Below are 18,620 nucleotides of genomic sequence, written 5' to 3'. Positions count from 1 at the left end.
ATGGCCCTGTGGAAACGCCGACTCGTCGACGACCTGCGAACGCGGATCGCCGACGTCTCCGCCCGCGCGGACGCCCTCGACGCCCTCCGGCGCGGCGAACGCGACCGCGTCGTCCGCGAAGCCGTGGAGGCCATCTCCGAGGGCGAGCGTAAACTCCGCACCCTGGCCGAAGTCCACGAGAGGGCCCGCGCGACGCTGGACAAGCGGAGGCGCAACACTCTCCACGCCCAAGCGGCGGAAGTGCACCGCGAGGCCTCCCGTCACGCGCGCGGCCCGGCCGCCCAGCCGTGGCCCGTCTGGCGTCCGGCCACCGACGCCTGCCAGGCCACCGGCCCCCTCATCCGCGTCGGCTCCACCGCCGGAGAGACACCCGCCCTCGTCGAACTGACCGACCGCTCCCACCTCTCCATCGACTCCGGCGCCGTCGGCGCGCTCCCGGGAATCCTCCTGCGCGCCATGGGATCGGTCAAACCCGGAGACCTGCGCGTCCACCTCTACGACCCCGAGTCGCTCGGACAGACCCTCGCGGCCTTCGCGCCCCTGGCCCGCGCCGGCCTCCTCACCTTCATCGGGCCCTCCGGACTGCGCGACACCCTCGACACGCTCGTCGAACACGTGCGGCGCGTCAACGCCGACGTGCTCGCCGGCCAGTACGGCTCGCTGGCAGAGGTGGCCGCCCGCAACGGCGCCACGCCCGAACCGCGCCACCTGCTCGTGCTCCACAAGGCCCGCCTGGGCGACTGGCACGACCAGGACACCGACCAACTCGCCCGGCTGCGCCGCACAGGAACCGCCGCCGGAGTCACCATCCTGACCGTCGGCGACGACCTGGAGGGCGCCCCGCGTCTCACCACGACCTCGTACTCCGCCCTCCCCGGCTGCGCGATCGAACTCGACCCGCCGCCGCCCGCCCGGCTCATCACCACCGGCGCGGCCGCCATCGCCGACGCCCACCACCGCTCGGCCAACGACCTCACCCTCACCGACCTCCTCCCCGAGGAGTACGGGACCGGCGACTCCGCCTCCGGACTCACCGTCCCCATCGGACGAGGACGCGACGGCCGCCCGGTGGACCTCACCCTCGGCGACAACCCGCCCCACGCCCTCGTCGGAGGCCCCTCCGGCACCGGCAAGACCAACCTCCTCTACGCCTGGATCGCCGCCCTCACGACCAAATACCGGCCCAAGGACCTGGAGCTGTACCTCCTCGACTTCAAGGAGGGCGTCTCCTTCGCCCGCTACGCCGCCGGAAAACGCGACCGCACCTGGCTGCCCAACGCCCGCCTCGTCGGCATCAACATCAACGACGACCGCGAGTTCGGCCTCGCCATGCTCCGCCACCTCAAGGACGAACTGCGCCAGAGGGCCGAGGCGGCCAAACGCCACGAGGCGGTCAAACTCTCCGAACTGCGCCGCGCCGACCCAGACAACGACTGGCCCCGCATCGTCGCCGTCATCGACGAGTTCCAGGTCCTCCTCGAGAACCGCGACTCGGTCACCGAAGAGGCCGTGGCCCTCCTCGACGACCTCGCCCGACGCGGACGCAGCCAGGGCATCCACCTCATCCTCGCCAGCCAGGACGTGGCCGGCATCGAGGCCCTGTGGGGACGCCCCAGCCTCGTCGCCCAGTTCAGCCTCCGCATCGCCCTGCCCAAGGCCCGGCGCCTCCTGGCCGACAACAACCACGCCGCCGACACCATCCCCCGCCACCACGCCGTCGTCAACGCCGAGTCCGGACAGGCCGAGGCCAACCAGATCACCGCCCTGCCCGACGCCGGCGGCGCCGAGACCTGGCGGCCGATCCAACAGGCGCTCTGGGAACGCGACTCGGGACGCGGACCGGTCCTCTTCGACGGCGAGGACATCCCCGCCCTGCCCCGCCGCGACGACGACCAGTCCATCCCCATCGGACAGACCATCGACGTGGAAGGGCGGCCCGCCGTCTTCCGCCTCAGCCGCTCTCCCGGACGCAACCTCGCCGTCATCGGCACCCGCACCGCCGAGGCCCACGACGTCCTCGCCTCCGCCGCGCTGCGGCTGCGCGGCACCGCCGTGGCCCTCTGCAGCTGCGACTCCGGCAGCGACGCCCACGCCATGGCGCTCGCCGCCGCCCTGGAGGCCAGGGGCACCGAGGTCCACTGGTACGACGGGCTCGAAGAGCTCACCGAGGACTGGCCGCGCCGGGACGGGCCGGTGCTCAACCTCGTCTACGCCGTCGACGCCGGCACCGCCCGCATGGACGCCGCCGCGCGCGCCGAGCTGCGGGCCATGCTCGTCGACGGGCCCGAGAACCGCTGCCACACCGTCGGCTGGTGGCGCGGCGTGCCCCGCCTCCGCGACGACCTCGGCGGCTACAGCGCCCGCTTCGACGCCGTCGACGGCTGGGTCGCCCTCGACTGCCACGGCAGCGAACTGGCGCCCCTGACCCCCTCGAACAACGGCCCGACCTGGTACCCGCGCACGCGGCGGGCCCTTTACTTCGACCGCGCCCACCACCGCGTCCCCGGCGTCGTCATCCCCTACGACACCGCGCCCGACCTTGACATCGGTCCGCCCGCCTTCCTCGGAGGGCCCTTGACCGACCCCGTCCGCGACAGCCCCGTCCTCGAAGGAGCGGCCGATGCCCAGTAGCTACACCGAGGCGATGGGCTCCTACCTCGCCCGCGAGGCCGAGGCCGCCGCCGAGCTGGAGGCGCTCCAGGCCGAGTACGAGTCCGAGCGCGCCCGCCTGCAGCACGAAGTGGACCGCGCCCGGGAACGGCGCGAGGTCTCCGAACTGGCCGCCGCCGAGGCCGAGAACCTCAAGACCGACGTCGACCGCCGCTCCACGCGCCTGTGGGCCGACCTGGCGGCCTTCGTCGGAACCCAGCACTGTGGGACCTTTCCCGCGAAGACCGCCCCCTCCTCGGACGAAGAGCCCCGCCCCGACGACATCGCCGCTCAGATGGACGACGCCGAGAGGACGCTGCGCTCGGCCCGGCGGGGCGAGGTTCCCATCGAGCCGCCGCGCCTCAGCTACATCGTCGCCGCGCTCTTCGGCGTGCTCTGCGCCTCCGGCGGGGTCCGCCTGGCCGTCCTCCTCCTCGCCGGAGGGGACATATCCCACAGGGCCGGCGCCAGCCTCGCACTCATCGCCCCCGTCGCCGTCGCCCCTATGCTGTGGGGCGTGTGGCAGGGGTGGGTCTACCGGGTACGGCCCCGTCCCCTGGGGGTCCTCCTCTCGGTGTGCTGCGCCGCGGCGGCCGTCGCGGTCGGCGCCGTCGTGTTCCTGCGGGGATTCTGAGCAGCGGCGCCGCCTTTCCCGTGGTCACTCCCACAGCCCGCGCCAGTGCCCGCGCGCGGTGAGACGCTACCCTTGAGTGGACACACCACGACTACCGACCTGCGAGGGGAAATACAGTGTTCGACGCTCTGTCCGAACGGCTGTCAGGCATCTTTGCCTCCATCCGGTCCAAGGGCCGCCTGACCGACGCCGACATCGACAAGACGGCCCGCGAGATCCGCCTCGCGCTGCTCGAGGCCGACGTCGCCCTCCCGGTGGTCAAGGCCTTCATCGCCCAGCTCAAATCGCGGGTCAAGGGCACCGAGGTCTCCCAGGCGCTCAACCCCGAGCAGCAGATCGTCAAGATCGTCAACGAGGAGCTCGTCGAGATCCTCGGCGGGGAGACGCGGCGGATCAACTACGCCAAGCAGCCCCCGACCGTCATCATGCTCGCCGGCCTGCAGGGCGCCGGTAAGACGACCCTGGCGGGCAAGCTCGCCTCCTGGCTCAAGAAGGACGGCCACTCGCCGCTCCTCGTCGCCGCCGACCTCCAGCGCCTCAACGCCGTCGACCAGCTCAAGGTCCTCGCCGAGCGCGCCGGCGTGGACGTCTACGCCCCCGAGGCCGGCTCCGGCGCCGGAGACCCGGTCCAGGTCGCCAGGGACTCCCTGGCCGAGGCCGAGCGCGCCGGGCGCGACGTGGTCATCATCGACACCGCCGGACGCCTGGGCATCGACGAGGAGATGATGCAGCAGGCGCGCGACATCCGCGACGCCACCAAGCCCGACGAGACCCTCTTCGTCATCGACGCCATGATCGGCCAGGACGCCGTCTCCACCGCGGAGGCCTTCCGCGACGGCGTCGGCATCTCCGGCGTGGTGCTCTCCAAGCTCGACGGCGACGCCCGCGGCGGTGCGGCCCTCTCGGTCCGCCACGTCACCGGGCAGCCGATCATGTTCGCCTCCACCGGCGAGAAGCTCGCCGACTTCGACGTCTTCCACCCCGACCGGATGGCCTCCCGCATCCTCGGCATGGGCGACATGCTCACGCTCATCGAACAGGCCGAGGCCGCGTTCGACGCCGAGCAGAAGGAGGAGATGACCCAGAAGCTGATGGAGGGTGACGACTTCACCCTCGAGGACTTCCTGGCGCAGATGCAGTCCATCCGCAAGATGGGCCCCATCGCCAACATCATCAAGATGATGCCCGGCGCCGCCCAGATGAAGGACCAGCTGGAACAGGTCGACGAGAAGCAGCTCGACAAGACCACCGCCATCATCCGCTCCATGACCGCCGAGGAGCGGCGCAACTCCAAGGTCATCAACGGCTCCCGCCGCCTGCGCATCGCCAACGGCTCGGGCGTGACGGTCAACGACGTCAACCAGCTTCTGAACCGCTTCAAAGAGGCGCAGAAGATGATGAAGAACATGACCGGCATGATGGGCATGGGCGGCGGCACCAAGGCCACCAAGTCCAACAAGGTCAAGCGCAAGGGCAAGAAGGGCAAGAAGAAGACCGTCAAGCGCGGCGGCCCGTCCCGCAACCCGATGGCCGGCCAGGCGCCGCAGCTGCCCCCGGGCATGCCGGGCGGCCAGATGCCCGAGCTCCCCGGGGCGCAGGAGGGAGGGGGACTTCCCTCCGGCCTCTCGCAGAAGGACATCAAGAAGTGGATGAAGGAGCAGGGCGAGTAGCGCCCCGATAACACAGCGTCAAGGGAGGCCCTCGGGCCTCCCTTTTTCCATGCGCCGACACCGCTCCGGCCGCCGGGAACAACGCGGCCGCGACACGCCGTTTCCCACATGTCGAACCGGAGGTTGACCCGGGGCGCCCTTCGATGCCATAATCTCTACCAATTTGGTAGGAATAAAGGTCGGAGGACGCCATGCAGACACTGCTTCTCGTGGGAGCGGTCGGGTTCGTCGCCCAGGTGATCAACGGCAGCCTCGGCATGGGCTACGGAGTCACCACCAGCTCCTTCCTCCTCGCCATGGGACTCGCCCCCGCCGCTGCCTCCGCCACCGTCCACCTCGCCAAGATCGGCAGCGCCCTCACCTCCGGATTCGCCCACTGGCGCTTCGGAAACGTCGACTGGTCCGTGGTCGCCAAGGTCGGCATCCCCGGCGCCGTCGGCGCCTTCATCGGCGCCACCGTCCTCGCCCGCCTGCCCATCGCCGCCGCCCGCCCGGTCATGTCCCTCGTCCTCCTCCTGCTCGGCCTCTACCTCCTCGCGCGGTTCACCCTGCGCAACGTGCCCAAGCCCGTCGCCGGAAACCGCCCCGGCGTCCGCTTCCTCGTCCCCCTCGGGCTCGTCGGCGGCGTCCTCGACGCCACCGGCGGCGGAGGCTGGGGCCCGGTCGGCACGCCCGCCCTCATCGCCGGCGGACGCATGGAACCCCGCCGCGTCGTCGGGTCCGTCGACACCGCCGAGTTCCTCGTCGGCGTCGGCGCGACCCTCGGATTCGCCCTCAGCCTCGACCACCAGGAGGTGAACCTCGGCTGGGTCGGCGCCCTGCTCGTCGCCGCGCTCTTCGCCGCACCGCTCGGCGCCTGGCTCGTCAGCAAGTTCCCCTCGCAGGTGCTCGGCGCCGGCGTCGGCGGACTGCTCGTCTTCACCAACGTCTACGGCCTCCTCACCCTCGTCTCCTGGGGGTACCTCGAAGCCGCCCTCATCGGCGCCGTCCTCGTTCTGTGGGGCGTCGCCATCGCGCACACCGTGCGCGTGCACCGCCGCAAGGCCCGCAACGCCGGAGACGTCCGCACACCGGAGGCCGAGCCCGTCTGCGCCGAGTAACCTTGGGGTCGCATCCGTCCCCGAGCGAGAGGTCAACGATGACCGGTACCAGAGGCCCCTGGCATTTCCGCGCGGTCTGGCTCCCCGACGACACCGTCCGCGACATCTACATCGACGGCGACAGCCTCGGCTTCGAGCCCGTGCCCGGCGCCGAGACCCTGGAGACGACCGGCTACGCGCTCCCCGGACTGGTCGACGCCCACTGCCACATCGGAATCCGCTGCGGCGCCAAGCCCATCGAGTCCGTCGACGACGCCCGCGCGCTCGCCTACCAGGACCGCGACGCCGGCGTGCTCGCCATCCGCGACGCCGGATCGCCCTACCCCTATCCCGAGCTCGTCGGCGAGGACGGCATCCCCCGGCTCATCCGCGCCGGACACCACATCGCCGCCTCGAAACGCTATCTGCGCGGGATCGGCCTGGAGTGCGAACCGCACGAGGCCGTCGCCGCGCTCGCCCGGCAGGCCAAGGAAGGCGACGGCTGGGTCAAGCTCGTCGGCGACTGGATCGACCGCTCCGAGGGCGACCTCGCCCCGTCCTTCGAACCCGAGATCCTCACCGCCGCCATCAAGGCCGCCCAGGCCGAGGGCGCGAAGGTCGCCGTGCACACCTTCTCAGAGGAGGCCGTCCAGTGCGTCGTCGAGGCCGGCGTCGACTCCGTCGAGCACGGCACAGGGCTTTCCACCGACGTCATCGACACCATGGCGCGCCAGGGCACGGCGCTCGTCCCGACCATGATCAACATCGAGACCTTCGACGACATCGCCGACCAGGCCGCCGAGAAGTTCGCGACCTACGCCGACCACATGCGTCGGCTGAAGGAAGGTTTTCCACAGGTCGTGCGCCAGGCCGTGGAGGCCGGGGTGAAGGTCTACCTCGGCACCGACGCCGGCGGCGGGATCAACCACGGACTCGCCGCCCGCGAGATGCGGCTGCTTCACGAGAAGGCGGGACTGGACCTGCCCGGCGTGCTGGCGCGGTCGTCGTGGGAGGCGAGGGAGTGGCTGAACATCCCCGAGGGCCTCGGCGACCTCGTGCTCTATGAGAAGGACCCGCGCACGGACATGGGAGCGGTCTTCGAGCCCAAGAGGATCGTCCTGAAGGGTCAGGTCATCCGCTGACTTCCCGGAGTGCCGCGCCGACGGCGCCAATGTCTAGAGACTCTGGAATCGGCGGAAAGAGCGCCCACCCACGTCAAAAATCGGTGTTGCGCGAGGTCAAAAGAGTCCGTGCTAAGACTGTCCTGTCGCGGACACAACAGCATCGTTGTGTCCGCGACAGGACAGTCTTTGTTAAGCTGCGTCCATGGAGTTTTACAATAGGACCGAAGAGCTGGCGCTGCTCAACGACAGAATCGACTCGGACGAAGCCGATCTCCTGGTCGTATACGGCCGCCGCCGTGTCGGAAAGACAGAACTCCTCTCACATCTCGCCGAGACACGGAAATCGCTCTACTTCGAGGCGACGGACACGGTAGCGGCAGAGCAGCTGAACGACCTGACCCGCGAACTCGCCCTCGCGTCGGGAAGCGATCTGCTCAGAAGCCAGCCGCTGGGCTCCTGGGAAGCGGCCCTGGCCGCCATCGCCGACTATGTCGGAGACGAGCGGACTCTGATCGTGCTCGACGAATTCCAATACCTCGCCGTGCAGTCACCCGAACTGGAGACCACACTGAGCCGGTGGTGGCGGATTCAAGGCCGGAAACTGCCCGTGACCCTGGTGCTGGCGGGCAGTGAAATCTCCTTCTTCGAGGACGAAGTGCTCGCCGGGCAACTGTACGGCCGTCGGACGGGCCAGCTCAAGGTTCAACCGTTCCTGGCGAAAGAGGCGGCCCTCTTCCATCCCGGATACTCATACGAGGACAAGGTCCGGGCCTACTCCGTCTGTGGAGGGATACCCTACTATCTCGAACTCTTCCGAGGCGACAGGCCACTGGACGAGACGCTCCTCCGTTCGGTGTTCCAGAGGACCGGCCTGCTCCACGACGAAGCCGAACTCATGATCCGGCAATCCATCGCCGACCCCACGAACTACATGGCGGTACTCCGCTCCATAGCGCAGGGACACAACAAGAACAGCTCCATCCGCGATCGGACGGGCCTGGAACCGTCCCACATCACCAAAATCCTGACCGTGCTCATCCGCCTCGGGCTCGTCGAAAGACTGCGTCCGATCACGGCGTCTCCCCGGGTCAAAAAAGTGGCGTACACGATCAAGGACCAGTTCCTGCAGTTCCATTTCCGATTCGTGGAGCCCGGCAGGTCGCACTTGCGCACGAACAAGCTCGCTGAAACGTATGTGCGGGACAAGGTGCTGCCGGAACTCGACCACCACGCGTCCATGGCCTGGGAACAGATCAGCCGGGAACACGTTATGCTCACCGATCCGAACGTCGCGGCCGTCGGACGGTGGTGGGGCCATGTGCCCACCGGAAGGGGCAGACATGTGGAAGAGCGTGAAATCGATGTCGTCGCCGTCGACGCGGAAGGCGCTCCCATCGTTCTGGGAATGTGCAAATGGACCGTGAACAAAGTCGACTTCGACGAACTTAACCTACTCGATCGGTTGGCCGGGTCTGTGGAAGGGCATACCGGCGAAGAGCAGAGAATCCTGTTCTCACGCAGCGGTTTCACCGACAGAGTGAAGGCGCACGCCGAGTCGGACCCGAAACTCCGCCTGGTCACGCCGGTGGACGTATACGGGTGAACGGAGGACTGCGCGCGCGTCGCGCTCCAGCGGACCACAGTGAATGGACGGGTGGCTCGCCGGAATCCCGGACTGCGGCCGGACGTGAGTCTCGCTCGTATCCGTGAGCGGGGCTCACGGAGTGAACGGCGGACTTGTCCGGTAGAGGTCGCCGATGGCATAGGCGGACTTGCCCTGGACCTTGTCCGGCAGGTATCTCCCCGGCGCGGTCTTCAGCTCGTCCCTGAGCGCCCCGCCGACATTGCCACCGTCCTCGAAGCCCTGGAAGTCGGTGGCCGACTGGTTCAGACCGTCGCGCACGGCGTCAATGGTCGACATCGGCTTCCCGTAGGAACTCGACAAGAAGGTGCGGTTGGCCGGGATGTTCAACCACGTCACGTCCTCCGAATAGGCCTCGATCTCGAACGCCACCATCTGCTCGAACGTTCCGGGAGGCCCTCCTCCCGGACGGTTGAACTGCTCGATGTGCTTGAACTCGTGGCGCAGCACCAGGACACCGATGAACCGGAGCGTCTGGATCGCGTCGAGCAGGTTCCCATTGGCGACGGCCGGCATCACGTCCCTCACCAGCTTCCTCACGTTCACGTACACATCAGTGCCGCTGTTGGTCCACGCCGAGTAGTCCGTCCGCTCGAAGTCGGCGCCGTTGTCGTGCAGGCGCATGGGGATCAAGCGGACGTTCGGCGGCAATATGCCCGCCCGGTCCGCCTCGAACCTGAACAGGAACAGGACCAGATCCTCCACGGCGTCGATCGCCGAGTTCTGCAGAAACGCCTGGACACCCGTGCCGGCCGCCGCCGGGGACGCGGCTCCCAGGGCCGCCGCCGTCGCGCCGATCAACTGCGGAGAGGCTCCCACGGCACTGTCGGAGAAGGCCTGCTCGCTCGAGAAGCCGCCCGACCCGGTCCCCGGCCCCACGAGATTCGCCTGCTCCAGGAAGTCGGTGAACCCCGGGTCGACCCCGGGCATCTCACCGGGCCTCACCGGACCCCGCAGACCCCGGTCGTTCGAGATGCCGCGCTCGTCCAGGTCGCGACCCTGGTTGATGTGCGCGCCCTGCACGCTCGGACTGGCACCGGACAGGCCGCCCGAACCCCCGTCCGAGCCCCCTCCGCCGGCGGACTTGTTCGCCTTCCACAGGTCGGCGGCGGCCTTGCCCATCTCGGTGGCCTGCGTGGTGGCCGCCTTGAAGTTCTCGCTCGCGATCTTCCCCGCCTCGGTGGCGGCGGACAGAGTGCCCGCGCTCGCCCCCTGCGCGACCTGCTGGGTTCCGGCCAGTCCGCTCATGTCGCGGAACATGCTGCCGTTGGCGAGCGCGCCCAGCGCCGCCGTGAGCCCGGCCGGCTCGGGCAAGGGCGCGGCGTTCTGCATCGTCACCACGGGCTGGCCCAGCTGTCCCGGAGTGAGGTCCTCGGCCTGGGCCCTGGAGCCGGGCGTGACGCCGGTGATGTCCGGCGGCTCCAACGGGATCGGCGAGTCCTGCCAGTTCCAGAAGCGGGTGATGTCGAGCTTCTCGGCGGAGTTGGACCGGCCCAGGACGGCCTCGGCGAAGACGCCTCCGGTCGGGATGGGCACCAGTCGGTCGTTCTGCTGCTTGGGCAGGGACTTGCCCCGGCTGCGGTCGAACAGGTCGTCGAGCACCTCGCCCCAGGTCCGGTCGTCGCCGAGCCCTGAGGTATCGGACTCCCGGGCGGGGGCCCGCAGGACGAGGTAGTTGCCCGCCACGGCCACCGGGGTGGGCTCGATCTGGTCGACCAGCGGCTCGCCGTCCCATTCGTGTCCGGCCAGCAACTGCACCAGCGACGCCGAGTCGAGGCGGGAGAAGACCGCCTCGGTGTAGTAGCCCCGGTTGCTCTGCAGGTGGGTGAGCAGTTCGTCGCGGCGGTCGGAGGTGTCGGACTCCAGATAGGCCGCCCGCTGCATCCTCCGCGAGTCGGTCAGGTCCAGATTGACCACCGCGCTGGCGAGCCGTCCGCCGACCTCGAAGGTCAGCGTCATCGAACCGCGTTTCTGGTCGCCGTCGTCGCGGGCGACGCGGATCTTCTCGATCTGGCGGAGGAACACCGGTTGGGTGAAATCGATCTGGTCGGTGCCGTCGGCAAGGGGAAAGGTGTCCTTCGAACTGTCGCTCCCGGGACGGTCTATGTGGACCTTGTCGATGCCCACCGACTCGAAGCTGAGGGAGACCAGCCGGGCGTCGCCGGGAATCTCGGCGACGACCGAGCCGGGCCTGACGACGGTGGGCAAGGAGAGCGGCCCGATGATCCCGGTGCCGGTCTCGGAGGCGGCGGCGCTCGCTCCGGCGGCGGGTGAGGCCACGACCGAGCCGCTGGCTTCGGTGAAGACGTCCCCCTGCTGGTGGAAGAGTATGTCGTCGGCGACCGAGAGGGGCCGGTGAAAGCGCCTCGCCTCGCGCACGGTCACCGTGCCGGCGGGGTCCTGGAGCAGCCCGGCGGCACGGACGTTCAGCGCCGCCTCCATGAGCTGGGCGCGGAATCGGGCCACCAGGTCCATCCCCTTGTCCGAGGTGAAGTCCAGGGGCTTGAACGGGAGGAACAGGACCCGGGTGAGGCGGTTGAGCTCGACGGCCACCCGGTAGATCTGGACGACCTCGTAGTACTGGACGGTGAGGGCGTGCATGTGGTTGTAGTTGGCGACCACTCGCGTGCTCACCTCTTCGTGCTCGGCCTGGGAGACTTCCCGGACGGCCGTGGCACGCCGGTTGCGCACCGAGGTGGAGTGCTGTTCGGTGCGGTCGTTGACCCGCTGCGTCATCTCCGCCATGACTTCGCGCGATCCGACCGACCAGGACGTACTCGTCGCGCGGGACGAGGTTGTGGACTGCTGCGAGGACTTCGAGCCGCCCAGGCCGAAGCCGAGGACGCCCGAGACGCCCTTGAACATGCCGGCGACTCCGCCGCCCACGCTCCCGGCGAACCCCTTGGCCTTGCTCGACGACTCGGCCCAGCCGGTGGTGATCGACCCTCCCGACTGCATCTCGTTGGCCACGGCGTTCTGGACCTCGCTGATGGAGCGGGCGTGGGTCTGCGAGCTGTCGAGCTGCTCGGCCTCTTCGACGGTCTCCGCAGCGGTGGCCCGGGTGCGCCGCGACCAGTCGACCACGGCCACGCGGGTGGCCTCGCCCGGAGCGAGCGCGAGGGAGTGGATCATGTGGCCGAGCGTGATGCCCTGGGCGAACCAGGACTGGGAGTAGTCGGCGAGGACGCCCACGGCGGGCGTCTCGAACCCCACGTCGCCGGACCCGGCGAGGTCGCCCAGGTCGACGGCCCTGGACACGGGAGTGCGATCGCGGATTTCCTGGCCGAGGGACTCGCTGCTCGCCTTCCTGGCGCGGTCCTCGTCGACGGTTCCGAGCATGAACAGCGTGTCGTAGTAGACGCGCTCGGTCGGGTACTCACCGAACCGGGGGCGCAGTTCCTCGGCCTGGCGTTCCTCGACGTCGCCCAGGTCCGTGCCGAGCGCCTCGGTGACCATGTCGTGGGCCAGGCGCCGGGGAGGCCAGTGGGCGAGGTCGCGGATGGTCTGGACGTGGAGGGCCTCCTTGACGCGCGCGCCGGTGGTGAGGCCGAGCCCGCGCAGCGACGTGACATCCAGGTCGGGGACCTCTTCGAGCGGGGTGAGGGCGGCGGAGTCGGAGAGGATGTCGGCGGCGATCAGCTCCACCGGAGTGCGGGAGGCGCTCGCGGCCGTGGCGGCCTGGGCGAACAGAGAGGACGATCCCAGGTCGAAGACGCTGGTGATGTTGATGTCGGCGAGGGCGGTGGCGGCGTCGACCCCGACGCCGAGAAGGACGTCGACCGGTCGGCGGAGGACCTCGGAGAGCGTCAGGTCGGCGGCCGACGAGGTCAGAGAGTCGCTGTAGCGGGACATGGAGAGTCCTTCCCAAAAGTGGCGTCCACCCTTGACCCTACTCTTTACTATGAAGTAGATCACTTTGATGGGAGTTCGGCTGACATCCCGGAACACCGGCAGGGGCCCGGACGCGGAACCGGCGTACGCAGGAGCGCCCGGGGCCGAGATCGAGAAGCTCGGCAGGTGCACGCATTCAGGACGAGAAACGTCCCGGTGCGGACACAACGGATCCGTTGCGCCCGCACCGGGACGTCTTAGGCCCTCACCGGATTATTCAGGAGGTGAACACCGCGGTCCCCCAGGCCGGAACGGAGACCGTTCCACCGGAGAGCTCGGCGTCCCGCATCGGCTCGTCGAACGACTCCCGCAGCACCGGGTGCAGCTCGTAGTCCGAGTCGAGCCCGTCCACGGCGGCGTGGAGGTCCTCTCCGCCGTTGTTGAACACGACCACCATCGACTCGTGCTCCTCTCCCAGTCCCGACAGGTCGACCTCCATGGCGATCACACCGGGACGCCCCTCCGCCTCGTGGAAGGACACGCGCTCGCGGACCTCGTCGGCGTCGCCGAGGCTGAACGCCTTGGTGGACGAGGCGATCCGCAGCAGTTCCAGGTACTTCTCCTTGGCCAGCAGCACGTCGTCGCAGTCGGGGGCCTCCACGGCGGCGAGCGTGTCCGCCGCGTAGTCCCAGTGGTGCTCGCTGGTCCACCGCGGCGGCATCCCGGCGGGGAACCCGTTCGCGCTGTCGCCGAAGCCTTCGGCGTTCGCGCCGGCGGAACACTGCCAGCGGATGGCGTTGAACCAGTCGCCGGAGTCGTACGAGTCGCGGTCCAGCGACTTCGACCGCATCAGCTCGCTCCCGGCAGTCACCAGGCCGGCGCCCTGGTTGAATACCGTGGTCGACAGGTTCAGCACCTGGGCCCGCGCCCGGTCGGTCCCGGAGGCGGAGGCGTCCAGCTTGTAGGCCAGCGCGTCGAACAGGATCTCGTTGTCGTGGGCGTCGACGTAGTTGACGACGTCCCCCGGCTGCTCGGCGTACCCGGCGGGCGAGCCGTTGTAGTCGATCTCGTCGCCCCGCACGGACCGCCCCTCGTGGTCGAGCATCTCGTAGGCCGCGAGGTTGCCGACCAGGCCGATCTTGACGAGGTCGGCGTTGTGCCCGGCCCCGTCGCCCTGGCCGGTGCCCCAGCCCTGGTGGGTCGGGTCGTCGTCGAACGGTCCGCCCCCGCGGGCGCCGTCGCGCAGCCGGTCGTTGAAGGTGGCGATCCCGGTGCCGGCCATGGTCGTCTGGGACGCCTGCTCGAAGCGGGCCCCGTCGGCGACCTCGCCGAAGTTCCATCCCTCGCCGTAGAGGACGACGTCCGGGTCGACGGCCGCGACCGCCTCTTGAACACGCAGGAGGTTCGCCTTCGGGTGGTGCCCCATGAGGTCGAAGCGCAGCCCGTCGACCTTGTACTCGCGGGCCCACAGCTCGGCCGAGTCGGCGATGAAGCGGTCCATCATGGCGTGCTCGGGCGCCGTGTTCTGGCAGCAGGTCGACGTCTCCACGTTCCCGTCGGCGTCGAGCCGGTGGTAGTAGCCGGGGACGATCCTGTCGAAGACCGACTTCTCGCCGGCCCCCGAGGCGGAGGTGTGGTTGTACACCACGTCGACGACGACTCGCAGACCGAGGTCGTTGAGCGCCTTCACCATCTCGCGGTACTCGCGGATTCGCCGCGCCCCGTGCGGATCGGTGGCGTAGGAGCCCTCCGGGGTGTTGAAGTGGTGCGGGTCGTAGCCCCAGTTGTAGGCGTCGTCGGCGCGGACCTCGCCCACGCACTGCTGCTGCTCCTCCGACGCGCCGCCGTGGGAGGGCAGGTCGCAGTCCGGCTGTGCCGCACCGGTCTCCGGCACGGTGGCGAAGTCGAAGGTCGGCTGCAGATGGACGTGCGTCATTCCCGCGTCGGCCAGCTCCTCCAGGTGCCGGACGGAAGCCGAGTCCTCTTCGGCGAAGGCCATGTAGGTGCCCCGCAGCTCCTCCGGCACGGTGGGGTCGGCGACGGAGAAGTCGCGGACCTGCACCTCCCAGATCTGGGCCTCCTCCAGGGCGGCCGCCGCCGGCTTCTCATAGCCGTCCCAGCCCTCCGGCTTGAGGTCGGCGTCGTCCAGGTCGACGATCTGGCTGTGCGTCGAGTCGGCCGCCAGCGAGACCGAGTAAGGGTCGGTGACCGAGGCGGTCTCGAAGGCCCCGGTGGCCGGCTGCCAGGCGGAGACCCGGTACCGGTAGTACTTCCGGTCCCAGTCCTTGGCGCCCTTGACGCTCCAGACGCCGGTCCCGGAGTCGTACTCCATCTCGTGGTCGCTCGGTTCGCCGTCGGGCGCGTCGAACAGTTCCAAGTGGACGGACGTGGCGGTCGGCGCCCACACGCTCAGCCGGGGCTTCTTGCCCTTCCAGGTGAGGCCCAGCGGTTCGTCGGCTGCCGGCGCGGCATAGAGGTCGTCCAATACTCCGGGAATCTGGACGCCGGTGGCGTTCAGCAGGGTCCCGTCGTGCCTCTCCTCGACGACCGCCAATTGAGTGCGCAGGAGCTCCCCGGCGTTCTCGGTGTCCACGCGGAACGCCGAGTAGTCCCACAGGTGCGGGTTCGCCTTCCTCAGGTGTTCGGGCAGTCCGCCGACCGGCGTCAGCGGGACCGAGGAGAAGTCGCCGACCACGGCACCGTCCTCGATCGCGAGGCCGCCGTCGGCGCTCGACAGGAGCCGGTGCGCTTTTCCGTCGGTCTCGGTGCGGGGCAGGGCCACGGTGTCCTCGCTGAGCCAGTGCGCCCGGCTCTTGGACAGGTCCGGGTTCTCGCCCGGTTCCACCGCGCCCGAACCGGGCCGCACGTAGCCGGGCGTGCTCTCGACGATCCAGACCTCATTGCCGAATTCTGCCGTGTCCAGCAGCTGGTCATCGGGCAGGTCCTTCTCGTCGCCCCGGTGGAGCACGTAGGAGAGCGCCTCCGCGCCCTCTTCCAGCGGGACAGAGTAGACGGCGCCGAACCGGTCGGTGCGGTCGGGCTCGATCCCGCCGTCCCAGTCGGTCGGGGTCTCCGCCCCGGCCCAGACGTGGGCCTTCCAGTCCTCGTAGTCGCCTCCGTCGCGGCGGTAGTGCAGGACCGCTTCGTTATCGGCGGCCGCCCGGGAGTCGTGCGCGCCCTCGGGCGTAACCCACAGGTCGCCGACGCGGGCGGGCTCGACCAGGATGTCCTCGGGGTGGGCGCGGTCGTCGCCCTTGTGGACGATCAGGCCGAGCTCCCCGTTCACGTCCTGGACGGGCACGTCCCAGTAGGCGCCCCAGGAGTCGGTCCCGCTGGGCTGCAGGGGTTCTTCCCAGGGGGTCTCTTCGGCGGCGGCGCTGCCCCAGACGTGCAGGTCCCAGTCGGGTTCGGGGTAGCGGACCCTGACGTGGCCCCGCGCCTCGGCCAATGAGGTATGGACTTCCTCGGATCCGGCCTCCAGCCATATCTCGTCGTTCACCGACGGGTCGAACTCGCGGTCGCTCTCGACCAGCTTGTTCCCCTCGGAGTCGATGACCAGGAATCCCACATTGGCGGCGTCGGGCGCGAGCTTGATCGAAGCGAAGGAGCCCCACTCGGACTCGCCCCAGAACGGGTTGCTCTCCGGCCAGGTCGTGCTGGACCGCTCGTCGACGTCGCCCCAGGCGTAGACGCCGTACTCGTCGGCGTCCCCGTCGAAGTGGATCGTTGCCCAGCCCGGTGCCGAGCCCGACTCGTCCGGGGTGGCGACGGTCGTCGTCCCCTTCGCGGAGGCGGTCCGGCCGTCGCGGTCGACAGCGACGGCCTTGACCTCGATCTCCGTCGCCCCGGCCAGACCCTCGAGGTCCAGCGCCACGGCGTGGTCGGGGCCGCGCGACGTGCCGAGGTGGAACCAGTTCGATCCGTCCACAGTGGCGGCGAAGACGACCTGGGCGAGCGGGTCGCCCTGGACGTTCGCGCGGAAGGAAGCGGTGGTGGCCGACTCATCGGGGACGTCCAGCCCGATCTCGGGGGCCTCCCCGGTCGGGGCGCCCTCGCCGGAGCGGAAGACCGCGGCGGACAGTCCGTCCACCTCGACGGTCGCCTCGCCGTCCGCGACGGCGGCCGTTCCCTCGCCGTAGACCGGTTCGAGGGAGGAGGCCCCGGTCGGGACCGTGACCGAACTCGGATCCACCGCGTTGGACAGGACGGCGAGGTACTCCTCGCCGGTCTCCGGGTCGCGTGCGGTGATCGCGAAGGCGTTGTCCGACACGGCCCGCACGGTCTTGACGCCGTCGGCGAGCGCGGGGTGGTCCTTGCGGAGCGCGCCCAGCTCGGCGATCGCCTGGTAGAGCGGGTGTCCGGTGTCGTAGTGGTCCTCGCCGTGGCCCTTGTCGGTGCCGATCACCGGCAGGTCCTGCCACTCGGGCACCTCGGAGGCGAAGAGGGACTGCCGGGAGGCGTCGTCGCCTCCGTGGCCGACGAATCCCTGCTCGTCGCCGTAGTAGACGACCGGCTGGCCGCGCGTGAGGAACATGGCCTGGTGGGCGAGGACCATCCGGTCGAGCCACTCGCCCTCCGGGTGCTTCTCGGTGATCCCGCGGCCGATACGGCCCATGTCGTGGTTGGACAGGAACGTCGGGAGGGAGTAGGCGTCGGTGCCGCGCGCGGTGTAGAGGTAGTCCTGTGCGGCCAGGTCGGCCATGGCGCCGGGTGCTCCGCCGGAGGCGAAGGACGAGGCGGCGCCCTGGAATCCGAAGTCCAGTGTGGCGTCGAGCTTCCCCTGCCGGACGTAGGGGCTCGTCTCGGAGGGGTCGCCGGAGTAGACCTCGCCGAAGGCGAAGAAGTCGACGCCCTCCCGCTCGGCCCGGGTCTTCACGCCGTCGACGAACCGCGGCCAGAACTCCATGTTGACGTGCTTGACCGTGTCGATGCGGAATCCGTCGACGCGCATGTCCGCGATCCACTGCGAGTAGACGTCGACCCAGCCGTCCACGACCTCGGGCCTCTCCGTCCACAGTCCGTCGAGGCCGGCGAAGTCGCCGTAGGTGACCGACTCGCCGGCCCAGGTGGAGTCGCCCCGGTTGTGGTAGTTCGCCGTGTCGTTGAGCCAGTCGGGGTTCTTCGCGTCCTCCCTCCCCTCGGGGATCTCGGGGGTGTGGGGGAACGAGGATCCGTCCACTTCGGGGAACCCGTCTCCGGAGGCGTAGGCGGCGTCGTCGAAGGCGTTGCCGTCGGTGTCGGTGTAGGGCGAGTCCTCCTTGGACACGTAGCCGTTCCCGTCCTCCGCGTACTGGATGACGTCGGCGGTGTGGTTGACGACGATGTCCAGGTAGACCTTCATGTCGCGCTCGTGGGCGGCGCCGATGAGGGACGAGAGGTCCTCTTTGGTCCCCAGGTGCGGGTCGACGTCGAGGAAGTCGAGGCCCCAGTAGCCGTGGTAGCCGGCCCCGGTCCACTCCTCCGAGGACTGGACCGGCGCGTTGACCACGACGGGCGTCAACCACAGGGCGGTGGTGCCGAGGCCCTCGATGTAGTCGAGGTTCTCCTCCACGCCCTGGAGGTCGCCGCCGTGGTAGAAGGCCTCACCGGTCGGGTCGTGGCCGTGGTCGAGCGGGCCCCCGTCGATGCCGCCGGTGTTGTTGCCGGGGTCGGCGTCGGCGAAGCGGTCGGTGAGGACGAAGTAGAACTGTTCGGCGGGGTGCTTCTCGCGGGCGGCGAGCCGGGCGAGTTCGCCGTCGTCCGGCTCGGCGGCCCAGACGGTGTCGCCGGACGGGGTGGTCTGGTCGGGAGGCCCGCCGCCGGGTGCCGTGCATCCTGCGAGCACGGCCCCGATGGCCAGGGCTCCCGCCGTATAGCTTCCAGTACGCCGCATTGCGTACTCCTCTCCGGGGTGGGAAACGCGGGCAGGGTGTGTGCAGGAAATTAACACAACATGAAGGAGATTGCAAATATTGCAAGATCTTGCAAAGACGGGCGCCGGCGAGTGCGGAT

The 18,620-nt window shown here is 69.6% G+C and carries 8 protein-coding genes; 6 read left to right on the top strand and 2 right to left on the bottom strand.

Annotated elements, in window-relative coordinates; all coding sequences use genetic code 11:
* From ACFTE1_RS15430 to ACFTE1_RS15405, 6 genes are all read left to right on the top strand, one after another.
* Positions 1–2,631 (top strand): FtsK/SpoIIIE domain-containing protein, encoded by a 2,631-nt coding sequence (locus ACFTE1_RS15430; RefSeq protein WP_380621133.1) that lies wholly within the window; start codon positions 1–3, stop codon positions 2,629–2,631.
* The gene (locus ACFTE1_RS15425; protein WP_380621131.1) at positions 2,621–3,283 is read left to right on the top strand and encodes a hypothetical protein; all 663 of its coding nucleotides are present in this window, start codon (positions 2,621–2,623) and stop codon (positions 3,281–3,283) included. Before ACFTE1_RS15430 ends, ACFTE1_RS15425 begins: the two co-directional genes overlap by 11 nt.
* A 116-nt stretch (positions 3,284–3,399) precedes the next feature.
* Positions 3,400–4,953 (top strand): signal recognition particle protein, encoded by a 1,554-nt coding sequence (ffh, locus tag ACFTE1_RS15420; protein WP_380621129.1) that lies wholly within the window; start codon positions 3,400–3,402, stop codon positions 4,951–4,953.
* Positions 4,954–5,144: 191 nt separating this feature from the next.
* Positions 5,145–6,053, top strand: a complete 909-nt coding sequence (locus ACFTE1_RS15415) for a sulfite exporter TauE/SafE family protein (RefSeq protein ID WP_380621127.1) — start codon at positions 5,145–5,147, stop codon at positions 6,051–6,053.
* Between the two features lie 38 nt (positions 6,054–6,091).
* On the top strand, positions 6,092–7,174 hold the full coding sequence (locus ACFTE1_RS15410; RefSeq protein WP_380621125.1) for an amidohydrolase family protein: 1,083 nt from the start codon (positions 6,092–6,094) through the stop codon (positions 7,172–7,174).
* Between the two features lie 184 nt (positions 7,175–7,358).
* Complete coding sequence (locus ACFTE1_RS15405; RefSeq protein WP_380621123.1) at positions 7,359–8,759, top strand: ATP-binding protein; 1,401 nt, start codon at positions 7,359–7,361, stop codon at positions 8,757–8,759.
* Positions 8,760–8,873: 114 nt separating this feature from the next.
* On the opposite strand, the gene ACFTE1_RS15400 is transcribed toward ACFTE1_RS15405, so the two are convergent.
* Together ACFTE1_RS15400 and pulA are read right to left on the bottom strand one after the other, a co-directional pair.
* Positions 8,874–12,650 (bottom strand): hypothetical protein, encoded by a 3,777-nt coding sequence (locus ACFTE1_RS15400; RefSeq protein ID WP_380621121.1) that lies wholly within the window; start codon positions 12,648–12,650, stop codon positions 8,874–8,876.
* A 256-nt stretch (positions 12,651–12,906) separates the two neighbouring features.
* A complete protein-coding gene (gene pulA, locus ACFTE1_RS15395; protein ID WP_380621119.1) occupies positions 12,907–18,501 on the bottom strand; it encodes a pullulanase-type alpha-1,6-glucosidase in 5,595 nt (1,864 codons plus the stop codon).
* Between the last annotated feature and the right edge of the window lie 119 nt (positions 18,502–18,620).

It is taken from the genome of Salininema proteolyticum, from assembly GCF_042685645.1.
Taxonomy (GTDB): Bacteria; Actinomycetota; Actinomycetes; order Mycobacteriales; family Micromonosporaceae; genus Salininema; species Salininema proteolyticum.
Note: the sequence above shows the minus strand (reverse complement) of the source record. Positions and strands in the feature narration are given on the sequence as shown.